Origin of the sequence: Flavobacterium sp. ov086, from assembly GCF_900187965.1 — a bacterium.
In the GTDB taxonomy this organism is placed as follows: Bacteria; Bacteroidota; Bacteroidia; order Flavobacteriales; family Flavobacteriaceae; genus Flavobacterium.
Genome location: NZ_FZNL01000021.1, coordinates 111,013 through 122,421, shown reverse-complemented (window position 1 = coordinate 122,421; position 11,409 = coordinate 111,013). Strand labels below are relative to the sequence as shown.

Below are 11,409 nucleotides of genomic sequence, written 5' to 3'. Positions count from 1 at the left end.
GCAACAGCTCTGGGATGTATGGTTTGTTTTCTGATTTTGCTTGTAGTATTAATTGATTCTCAGAATCCATCGCTTCCCATCGATGCTTAATTCTAATTTCTTGTAATGCTTCCAAAGCTAATTTTTGGACATGGAATCTGTCAGTGACCTGTATTGCTTTAGGGAAGCATCTCTTTGAGATTAATTTCATAGAATTTGCCATGTCAAGTGTTATTTCTTTGACAAAAGACCTCTTCCTGTAATCGATCTTACAGAGGTGCTCTATTACCTGATCAGCTTTGGTTCCGGCAACAATAGCTACCAAAGATCCTTTTTTACCTTTGAATTTCTTATTGGTTAAAATAGTATAAAGTTCACCCTGGGACAATGCTACTTCGTCAATAGATAAATGGGTACCCATATTTTCAGGGTAAATAATCCATTGGTGTGCATGTTCGCGTGGAGCCCAGCTTATAAAGGAACTCAGGTATTTTTTGTACTGTCTTTGGAGTTTTTTACCGTTGACTCCAAAGAATCCTCCAATGGTATGACAATCTGTAGCGCTGTTATCGATTAATTTCTTTTAAAAAAGCCGCAAACTCTTGGGTCATGCGTGTTCCTTTAGCTACTAAAGTCCAGTCTCTTTTGATAATTTCTCCGGTGCTTTTATTAGTCCAACGACGCCTTTTGATATGTAAATACACAAATTTACCTCTTAGGGGAAAATCCTGAATAGTAATCTCATCCACAAAGCCCTTAGAAACAAGTTCGAAGGCATTAAACTCTTGTGGAGGTTTTATTTTTTCTTCAAAATAAAGATGTAATACTTCCTCTGTGTTAGTGGTAGAAACTACTTCAAAGTGTTCTACTAAAAAATCAGGAAGCATAAATTTTAAAAGATCTATAGGAGTCATATCAAATTCTTAGATTGCAAATTTCTAATTTTATTTCGACATTCCTCCCCAGGTTTTGTTCTTGATCCTTTTTTTGTTTTATCGTAATTATAAAAAATTATTTTTGCTCCTTTTTTATATCAGCAATATATTTGGTTAACTTTTTTCCGTAAAGTGATTGCGCTACTTTTGGAGTCATCGATTTTTGAATGGTATCAAGGAATTTGATATTGATATCATAAATCTCTGCTAAAGCAATATAAGGTGCAATTTCGTGATCTTTGTTGTTAATGGCAAAGTTTGTAGCGTATAGATATTTTCTTTTGATATTTGATTCTTGTTTAGCATTAAGACTATCAATCGCTTTTTGATCTTGTCTTTTTATTGCTTTAAATCTGGCTTCAACCATTGAGAGATTTTCATCAATAAAACGAGAATTTATTTTTTGATATTGCTCGTATAATTCCTGATTTTTAGATCCGGTGATTTTAGCATTATAGATAAAATTATCCAGATTGGTATCGATATTGATATTTCCAGGTTCTGCAAAAAATAAAATGTTATTGTCTAATGAATTGGTTACTCCGCGATCTAGAAACAAATACAACATCTCTGGAGATTCTAATTTAATGTTGCTTTCAAATGCTGAGTTTCCGTCTATTTTGATGCTGTCAATAGCAACAAGCGAAGTGTCAACAATTCTTTGAATATATAAAGTTCCGTTTTTTAATCCTTTAATATTTCCGGTAATATGTAAGTTGTCAGTAGTTGATTCTTTTTTGTTACAAGATGCTAATACTGCGAGCGTAACAAAGGCAATAATTGATTTTTTCATTGGGTTTTTAGATTTTGCTGCAAAATAAAGAAAATAGTTTGAATGTATAGAAGTAGTTGTTAAATTTTGCAAAAAAATAAATCCCAATCTAGAAATAGATTGGGATTTATGTTATTTATAGAAGAAAATTCTTTTACATTCCTAAATTAAATACGGTTCCATTTTCGTGAGTATAGGTGTATTTGCTGTCACAATCATTGTTTCCAAAATCAATAACTCCATTTAAGGCACCTCCCTGGACTTTTAGTTTTCCTTTAGAAACAAACGTACAAGAATATTTTTTTATCAATGTTTCCAGAACAGTCAAAGTTAATGTTCCTCCTTTTTCAGAAGTTACGGTGTGATTTCCATCGATCATTTCATATACATTATCGTCTAATAAAAAAGGAGTGTCAGCACCTGCGGTTTGTTTTACAGTATGTATACCTGAGTTTGTAAAAACTCTTCCTTGTGTATCAGTCAATTTTCCGTTTGTTACTTTTCTAGTCCATTGTGGTACTGTTGGAACTGTTGTAGTGTTTGTGTATTCTATAGTTCCTTCAAGTTTTAATCCATTGATAGAATAATCGATTCTTTCAATAGTCATTTTGCTTCCCGTGGTAGTTACAGGACCAGAAAGTGTAATTTTTAATTTTCCTTTTCGTGTAAGTTGGTTTGTCGTGCAACCAGTGGATCCAAAATCAACAATAAATACTTTTGGGTAAGTATCTGTAGTTGGTGTAACCGTAATAGTGGCGCAAATTCCTGATGTTGGAGTTTCAGTTGTTTTTCCTGTTGAAGCAGTTGGCTTTGTTACGAGCAACCCTGTATTAACGTCCATTTCGTTTGCTGCATCAATTGCAACAGATGCTCCTACTGTAGTTACATCAGTTTGTTCGGTAATATTGTCATTGTTAGAACATGAAATATGAGTTAGTGCTGTTGCACAAACAGTTAGAAATAATAACATTGTTTTTTTCATAGTAGTATTTGTTTAAGTTAGATAAAAGGCATTCAAATGTAGCAAAAAAAATGAATTGCAATAAAAAAATCCTATAAGCTAGACTTATAGGATTTTACAAACGTATTTTTATTGAAGGCTATTTTTTCGAGGTGACCTGTTTCTTTAAACAGACTTGTAGTATTGGCTTTTGGCTCTTCTGATTTCTTTATATTTCTCCCAGTCAAATTTATTTAAAAACTCTGCAGCTTTTTGGGCACCACGAATAAAGAGATCAATTTTTGCATCATCAGTAAGATTGAAGTTTAGCCAGTTGTGACTTCCTGTATCTATGTATCCAATCAGGTTTTTAAAATCCGGATTCTTTCTCAAAAATTCTGAATCATAACCGTATCTCGCTGTGTCAAACATGGAACTTACGACATTGGTTATTTTTTCATTTTTATTGATTTCGTTTTTATCATATCCCAGTTTAATACCAAAAGTAGGAGAGGCAGGAACGTTTAGGTTTTCGTGAAAAATATCAATGGGAAAATTTGAAATTATACCTCCATCCATAAACATTACTTCTGAAGGGACTGAGGTTCGTAATCCTGTAGCGTCATTCCATTTTTCCCAGGCATCAATTCCTCCTGGAATATTCTGGATTTTAAAAGGGGTAAAGAAAAGTGGGATTGACATCGAAGCGCGAACAAAATCAGCAGGATTTTGAACATCAGGATTGGAATAAAATAAGTCGATCATTTTAGGAAAAACAATTTTACTTTCGGTTGTAATATCTGCCGCTATTATTGCCATCTCGCTCCAATGATCAGGTCTGTCGTATGGCTCTTTGTCTCCTTGTTTTACTTTGTTGACTCTAAATAATTGATTTTGATCTGAAACCCCTTTTGCTCTCAATGCTTTAAGGTCTGCATAATTTTTTATTCCTTTTTGCGAAAGAAGATTTGACATCCATTGGTGAAAATTTCTTCCGGGATTTAAACCAAGATCGTCTTTAAAATTATCAACTACCTGAGATCCCTTTAATATTAATTTCAAATTACTGGAATCACTTAGCAGAGCATCGATAAATTCACGGGCATCATGATCTCCATCTACAAAATCATATAAGTTTTTGTTGCAAAGGCAATCTAATATCCATTCAGATTTTTCAATATCACAAGTACCGGCCGCAGCCATTAGCATGGTGTTGATACTTCCTGCTGAAGTTCCTGCCAGACTTAAAAACCGAATCCCCATTTGTTCCAGAACATAAACATAGCCAACTAATGCAATGCCTAAAACGCCACCGCCTTCTTGTACTAAATCCACATATTGACAATTATAAGCGTCTGTAATATCTGAGAATTTTTTATCCTTAATTTCTTCTTTTAATTCTTTTAGAATGGTTAAGATTTCTCCGTTTTCAGTAAATTTTCTTTTGTCCATGATTTTTAGAATTAAATATTGATAATCAGTTTATTATGTTTTATGGGGAATTAAAATTAGAGAAAGAATATTGGTTGTGAAAGGGGATAATCCCCCATTTTTTGAAGGGGTTTATTTAGATTTAATGCTTTTAGGTATAAGTATAAAAAAACCTACAAGTATAACTTGCAGGTTTTTAGAGATAGACTTTTATAAAATCTTATTTAATCATTTCAAAACTTCTTTTTACAAAAGCAGTTAAAGCTTCTCCTTTTAATAGGTTTTGCGATAATTTAGCTAAGTCTAAAGCTTGTTTTACTAAATGTTCCTGATGTGTTTTGTCTTCAGTATTCAAAATACTTGTAGCTAAATCAGAATTTGTATTTACAACCAAATTGTACATTTCCGGCATATTTCCCATTCCGAACATTCCACCACCACCAGACTGACTCATTTCTTTCATTCTACGCATAAATTCAGGTTGCGTAATAATGAATGGAGCAGCTTGACTGTCCATAGCTTCCAATTGTACAGAATATGCTTTTGGAATATATGCTTCTAATGAAGTTTTTAGTGTTTCTTTTTCTTCATCAGATAACTTAGAAATCGTGTTTTCGTCTTTTTTGATTAAGTTATCAATATGGTCAGAATCTACACGAACAAAAGTTACATCTTTATTGTCTCCTTCAATTTTTTGAATCAAGTGTGAGATAATTGGAGAGTCTAAAAGTAATACTTCGTATCCTTTTTCTTTTGCTGTTTCAATATAAGAGTGTTGAGCATCTTTATTTCCTGCATAAAGAACAACCAATTTACCGTCTTTATCCGTTTGGTTTTCTTTTAAATTCTCTTTTAATTCTTCAAGAGTAAAATATTTATCGTCAACTGTTGGATATAATACAAATGCACCAGCTTTTTCGTAGAATTTATCTTCTGATAACATTCCGTATTCTAAAACGATTTTAATATCGTTCCATTTTGCTTCAAAATCAGCACGGTTTTCGTTGAATAAAGCTTTCAGTTTATCAGCAACTTTACGAGTAATGTAGTTCGAAATTTTCTTAACTGCACCATCAGCTTGTAAGCCAGAACGAGAAACGTTCAAAGGAATATCCGGTGAATCAATAACACCTTTTAACATTGTCAAAAATTCAGGTACAATTCCTTCTACGTTATCTGTAACGTAAACTTGGTTTTGGTACAATTGAATTTTATCTTTTTGAATTTGCATGTCTGAGCCTAACTTAGGGAAATACAAAATTCCGGTTAAGTTAAACGGGTAATCCACATTTAAATGAATGTTGAACAACGGATCCTCAAATTGCATTGGATACAATTCTCTGTAGAAGTTTTTGTAATCTTCATCAGATAATTCGCTTGGTTGTTTAGTCCATGCCGGGTTTGGATTGTTGATGATATTATCAACTTCAATAGTCTCGTTGATATAATCTTCTGGAGCATCTTCCGGTTTTGGAAGTGTTTCTGTTCTTGTTCCAAATTTAATTGGAATAGGCATAAACTTGTTATACTTATTCAATAATCCGCTGATTTTAGAATCTTCTAAAAATTCTAAAGAATCCTCAGCAATGTGCAGGATGATTTCTGTACCACGTGAAGTTTTGTCAGCCGGCTCTAAAGTAAATTCAGGGCTTCCGTCACAAGTCCAGTGTGCAGCAGGTTCATCTTTGTATGATTTTGTAATAATTTCTACTTTCTCTGCAACCATAAATGCAGAATAGAAACCAAGACCAAAATGACCGATAATTCCAGAATCTTTAGCAGAATCTTTGTATTTGTCAAGGAATTCTTCGGCTCCAGAAAAAGCTACTTGGTTGATGTATTTTTCAACTTCATCAGCTGTCATACCTAAACCTTGGTCAATGATGTGGATTTTTCTCCCTTCCTTATCAACTTTGATTTCGATTACCGGATTTCCGTATTCTACTTTAGCTTCGCCAATACTAATTAGGTGTTTTAATTTTAAAGTAGCGTCTGTTCCGTTCGAAACCAGCTCACGTAAAAAGATTTCGTGATCGCTGTACAAGAATTTTTTGATTAAGGGAAAGATGTTTTCTACCGAAACATTAATTTTACCTGTTGTCATATTTATTTTAATTTTTAGTTTAATGTGATGATTCTCATTTCTTCAAATAGAATACCAATTGTTTTTTGGGTGACAAAATGGCGCAAGTGTTAATTTTGAAAGAAAATAATTAGATTTTGGAACTCAAGATATTCCTATGAATTGTATCTTTGTGGTATAATCACTGTTAAACGTGTCAGTATTAACTTAAAAAAAATGTACAAAATGAAGAAAGTTATTTTCATTTGCATGATCGCCACGATGTTTTTCGCGTGTAAATCTGCTTCGTCTACAACCGCTTCAACAGAAGCACCTACACTATCAACTAAACTTGACAGGCCTACTCAAGTAGCACTTAAAGGAAATTGGGTTTTAACCAATGTCTCTTACCCTGGTTCAGAGTATATTAAAGTAACTTCATTTGATCTTGCCGATTCTAAATGTTTTATTGGAAGTACATGGAACTTTATTTCTAATAATAATAAAGGAACTATGGCTCTAACTGCGCCAAGCTGTACAGCTTTTACTTCTCCAATTGTTTGGAGTATCAACAATCAAGGGCTTTTTGTGCTTAAAATTGTAGACCCGGGATTGAAATCAAAAAATGTTAAATCAGGATATTTGCTTAAAGTGGCCGGATTAAGTGATAATTCATTTCAGTTAATTGATAACATTAATGTTGGTGGACAAGTTAAGGATGTAACTTACCAATTTCAAAGAGCTAATTAATATAAAAAAAATAAAAATATGAGAAAGATAACCGTTTTAAGCCTGAGTAGTTTATTTGTATTAGTAAGTTTCTTCACAAGTTGTGATTCTGTAAAAAATGCAAATAACACACAAAAAGGTGCTGGAATTGGAGTAGTTGCCGGTGGAATTATTGGTGGTATTTTAGGAAATAATTTAGGTCACGGAGGTAACGCTGCTTTAGGTGCTGCAATTGGAGCTGCCGTAGGTGGTGGAACCGGAGCACTTATTGGAAACAAAATGGATAAACAAGCTCGTGAAATTGATCAGGCTTTACCAGGTGCAGATGTCGAAAGAGTAGGGGAAGGAATTCACTTAACTTTAAATGAAAACTCAGTTCGTTTTGATACTAACAAATCAACTTTGACTAGTCAGGCAAAAGCTAATTTAGATAAATTGATTCCTGTATTTACAGAGTATGGAGATACAGATATTCAAATTTTTGGTTATACTGATAATACAGGAAAACCAGAATATAACTTAACACTTTCAGGACAAAGAGCTGCATCTGTGCAAGCTTATTTAGTTTCAAAAGGATTAAAATCAAGCCGTTTCAAAACTTCTGGTTTAGGAATTGCTGATCCAATTGCAACAAATGATACTGCTGAAGGAAAAGCACAAAACCGTCGTGTAGAGTTTTCAATTACTGCAAATGACAAAATGGTAAATGATGCAAAAGCGCAATCTGGAAAATAAGTTTCAAACGCAATAAAATTTCTTAAAAGCTGTTTCGTAATTGAAGCAGCTTTTTTTTTGACTTTAGAAATTAAACATTGTAAATTTGGACTTTCAAATACAACCCATGCTCGACATTCAAAATATTTCTTTTTCGTATACCGAAAACCCTGTTATAAAAAACGTTTCTTTTACCATAAATAAAGGCGATAATATTGCTATTATAGGCGAAAGTGGCTGCGGAAAAAGTACACTTCTTAAATTAATGTACGGCTTATATGATTTAGATGAAGGCAAGATTTTTTATAATGAAAAGCCCATTTTAGGTCCAAAATATAATTTAATTCCCGGAATGCCTTATATGAAATATCTGGCTCAGGATTTTGATTTGTCTCCTTTTGAAACTGTAGCCGAAAATGTTGGGAAGTTTCTCTCGAATGGTTTTGCAAACATGAAAAAACTTCGTGTTCAGGAATTGTTAGAGATGGTCGAAATGGAATCATTTTCTAATGTAAAAGCAAAATTTTTAAGTGGAGGACAACAGCAAAGAGTTGCTTTGGTAAGAGTTTTGGCATTAGAGCCGGAAGTCATTTTGTTGGACGAACCTTTTAGCCAAATTGATGCTTTTAGAAAAAATGCTTTACGCCGAAATTTATTCCGATACTTAAAACAAAAAGGAATTACCTGTATCATTGCAACACATGATAGCACAGACGCTTTGTCGTTTGCAGATGAAGCGATTGTAATGCGTAACGGAGAAATCATCGTTAAGGATAATCCAACAAAAATCTACGAAGATCCGGAAACTAAATATGTAGCGTCTCTTTTTGGAGAAGTAAATGAAATTCCAACGCATTTATTAGTTCCGTACGAAGATCAAACGCACAAGACTTTGGTTTATCCGCATCAATTTAAAATGGTTACAGATTCTAGCTTGCCAGTAAAAATTAGAAGAACTTATTTTAGAGGAAACCATTATTTAATTGAAACAGTTTATAAAAGACAACTTGTGTTTTTTGAAAGTGAAATCGATTTGCCTCTTGAACAGGAAATTTTCTTAGGATTGAATTATCTTTAAATTAGGCAATGTGTCAATTAGATAATTCTTTTTAATGCTATAAAAATGAGAAACCCGATAGTTTTTAGACTATCGGGTTTCTTGTTTTTTGTTTTATTAAACCCGACAGGTTTTGAAAAACTGTCGGGTTTGCTTGTGAAATTTTTGTCTTATCGATTAGTTTTTTAAATACTTTTCTAAAAACTGATCTTGTTCCCAAAGTAAATGCAGAATGTTTTCTTTGGCTACATAACTGTGTGCTTCTTTAGGTAAAATCACCATTCTTGCCGGAGCTCCTAAACCTTTAAGAGCTTGAAAATAACGTTCAGTCTGCAAAGTAAAAGTTCCCGGATTATTATCGGCTTCACCATGAACTAATAAAATAGGAGTTTTCATTTTATCCGCATTCATAAAAGGCGACATTGCGTTGTAAACATCCGGAACTTCCCAGTAATTACGTTGCTCGCTTTGGAAACCAAACGGCGTTAATGTTCTATTGTAAGCACCACTTCTTGCAATTCCGCAGGCAAATAAATTAGAATGCGTTAGTAAATTAGCCGTCATAAAAGCACCATAAGAATGTCCGCCAATAGCAACTTTTTTGCGATTAATATAACCTAAAGCATCAACTGCATTAATAGCAGCTTCGGCATTGTCTACTAATTGCGAGATAAAGTTGTCGTTTGGTTCTGTAGTACCTTCACCAATAATTGGGAAAGCAGCATCATCCAAAACCACATAACCTTTAGTTACCCAATACACAAAAGATCCGTAATAAGGAAAAGTAAATTCGTTTGAGTTTTGAGTCGACTGTCCGGCACTGTTTCTGTCTTTGTACTCTGCTGGATAAGCCCAGATTAATAAAGGTAATTTCTTTTTTTTTGCTTTATCATAACCAGCCGGAAGATATAAAGTTCCCGAAAGTTCCAATCCGTCTTTACGTTTGTATTTGATAACTTCCTTGCTAACATCTTTAATACTTTCAAACGGATTTTTGAAAGTTGTAATAGGAGTTAGACTATTTGGCTTCTTTATATTTCTAAAGTAATAATTCGGATATTCACTCTTAGATTGAATCTGAACCAAAACTTTACCGGATCTGAAGTCTTCAATTTCCAACAAATCTTCTTTTTTGTCTTTGTAAGTCGAAGTATAAATACGTTTAGATTGTAAGGTCTTTAAATTGAATTCATCTATAAAAGGAAACTGGCCATTTTTAGTATATCCGTCACCAATTCTATAAGCATTATCTTTTTCGATCGCCAGAACATACTTATTGTATTCATTCTTTCTCGTCTCAAAAATACCCGGATCTGAGTAAACGTCTTGTTGGTTTCTGTCTGTAATTACTTTTGCTTGCTGGCTTGGATTTGAAGGATTGATCAAATACGTTTTGGTGTTACGGGTATCGTACCATTCGTCAGTAATAAAAGCAATATTGTCATTACCCCAAACTACATCAGAATAACGTTGAGGTGTTTTTACTAATGAAGTTGCATCAGATGTAAAAGGCGCGTCCCAAAGAAAAACTTCATCTCTAAAGTCAACTTTGTTTGCAGGATCTCCTCCGTCTAAGGCATCAACATAAGATAAAGTTGCAGGTTTGTCATTTCTCCAGGCCATTTCTCTTTTTCCTTTTCGAACTGCCATGAAACCTTTAGGTATAATTTCGTTTAGCGGAACTTCATTAACTGTTTTTATTTCTTTTCCTCTAATGTCATAAACAATTGACTTAGATGGAAATCTGCTCAAAGGAACAACATACGAAAATGGTTTCTGAATTGTAGTCAACATAATGTAGTTACCATCAGGAGAGATTTTTTCTCCTGCAAACATTGCAGCTTCTTTAAATAAAACCGCATTTCCGTTAAGGTTTACTTTGTATAATTCAGAGGTAATAATGTTTTCAAAATTAATTTCATCATTTTTGTTTTTCAACATATCAGGATACGTTCTGTTTTGAGATTTTTCTCCCGAAGTATTAGAAATAATTGGTCCAGTTGGTAAATCTTTTTTAGAATCTAAAAGAGGTTTTCTGTCTTTTGGAAGCATTTTTACTAAGATAGTTTCATTGTCAGAAAGCCAGTTAAATGGGTTTCCTAAATTGGCATTCACAGTCGCTTCTGTTAGTTTTATGGCTTGCGCCGATGCAACATCCAGAACCCAAAGTTCAACACCTGAAGCTGTAGTGTGTGAAAACAAGATTTTCTTGTCGTTTGGAGACCAAAGAATATTGCTTATTTTAGGATTGTTTGGTAAACCGGTAACCTGTATCTCTTCTTTACCGCTTATCTTTCTTAATTTAAGATTGATAACGTAAGTAACGGTACTTGAAATATTTGTAACAGGATTGATTCTTAAACCTCCTAATCGAAGTTCATCCTGATTTAAATCGTCTAATGTTTTGTATGTGCTTCTATACAATAAGAGCATATTTTCTTTTTTAGTATCCATTGATACTGTAGGAGCTCTTTCATAATCGGCTAAATCCAGAATAGATTTAGATGGTTTTTGATAGGTTAAGTTTTCTTGCGCAAAAGCAAAGAAACCAATATTTAAAAATAAGAATAATGTAACCTTTAATTTCATAATTTGAATTTTAGGGGTTGGAAAAACTGGTACTCATAAATGTTTGTCTAAGGTAGTTTACTCTTGTTACATTCTATGCGTTATTTTTCATACTTTTCATTGTTTTGGGCTATAAACTGGTTTTTTAGAAGAGAACATACTTTAATAGGCTATATAATTAAAGTATATTAAATTGCTAATTACGAAAAAAAGAGTAATTTG

Annotated in this window: 10 protein-coding genes; 3 read left to right on the top strand and 7 right to left on the bottom strand. The window is 33.3% G+C overall.

What is annotated here, in order from left to right; genetic code table 11:
• The 6 genes from CHB81_RS20455 to htpG all read right to left on the bottom strand — a co-directional run.
• The coding region (locus CHB81_RS20455) for a transposase (protein WP_141130432.1) at positions 1 to 400 on the bottom strand (400 nt) is incomplete at its 3' end.
• Between the two features lie 145 nt (positions 401 to 545).
• Positions 546 to 893, bottom strand: a complete 348-nt coding sequence (locus CHB81_RS20450; RefSeq protein WP_089353693.1) for a transposase — start codon at positions 891 to 893, stop codon at positions 546 to 548.
• Between the two features lie 97 nt (positions 894 to 990).
• Positions 991 to 1,707: a DUF4369 domain-containing protein gene (locus tag CHB81_RS20445; protein WP_089353699.1), complete on the bottom strand. Its 717-nt coding sequence runs from the start codon at positions 1,705 to 1,707 to the stop codon at positions 991 to 993.
• A gap of 133 nt (positions 1,708 to 1,840) precedes the next feature.
• Positions 1,841 to 2,668 carry a hypothetical protein gene (locus CHB81_RS20440; RefSeq protein ID WP_089353692.1) on the bottom strand — a complete coding sequence of 276 codons (828 nt, stop codon included), beginning with the start codon at positions 2,666 to 2,668 and terminating at the stop codon, positions 1,841 to 1,843.
• Between the two features lie 144 nt (positions 2,669 to 2,812).
• Entirely contained in the window at positions 2,813 to 4,078 is a 1,266-nt protein-coding gene (locus tag CHB81_RS20435; RefSeq protein ID WP_089353691.1) for a patatin-like phospholipase family protein, read from the bottom strand.
• Positions 4,079 to 4,277: 199 nt separating this feature from the next.
• Positions 4,278 to 6,161 carry a molecular chaperone HtpG gene (gene htpG / locus CHB81_RS20430; RefSeq protein ID WP_089353690.1) on the bottom strand — a complete coding sequence of 628 codons (1,884 nt, stop codon included), beginning with the start codon at positions 6,159 to 6,161 and terminating at the stop codon, positions 4,278 to 4,280.
• Positions 6,162 to 6,365: 204 nt separating this feature from the next.
• Here htpG and CHB81_RS20425 point away from each other — a divergent pair, with 204 nt between their 5' ends.
• From CHB81_RS20425 to CHB81_RS20415, 3 genes are all read left to right on the top strand, one after another.
• A complete protein-coding gene (locus CHB81_RS20425) occupies positions 6,366 to 6,869 on the top strand; it encodes a lipocalin family protein (protein WP_165902251.1) in 504 nt (167 codons plus the stop codon).
• Between the two features lie 18 nt (positions 6,870 to 6,887).
• Positions 6,888 to 7,583 carry an OmpA family protein gene (locus tag CHB81_RS20420; protein WP_089353688.1) on the top strand — a complete coding sequence of 232 codons (696 nt, stop codon included), beginning with the start codon at positions 6,888 to 6,890 and terminating at the stop codon, positions 7,581 to 7,583.
• Positions 7,584 to 7,689: 106 nt separating this feature from the next.
• Complete coding sequence (locus CHB81_RS20415; RefSeq protein WP_089353687.1) at positions 7,690 to 8,640, top strand: ABC transporter ATP-binding protein; 951 nt, start codon at positions 7,690 to 7,692, stop codon at positions 8,638 to 8,640.
• A 156-nt stretch (positions 8,641 to 8,796) separates the two neighbouring features.
• On the opposite strand, the gene CHB81_RS20410 is transcribed toward CHB81_RS20415, so the two are convergent.
• The gene (locus CHB81_RS20410) at positions 8,797 to 11,208 is read right to left on the bottom strand and encodes a prolyl oligopeptidase family serine peptidase (protein ID WP_089353686.1); all 2,412 of its coding nucleotides are present in this window, start codon (positions 11,206 to 11,208) and stop codon (positions 8,797 to 8,799) included.
• Positions 11,209 to 11,409 lie beyond the last annotated feature (201 nt).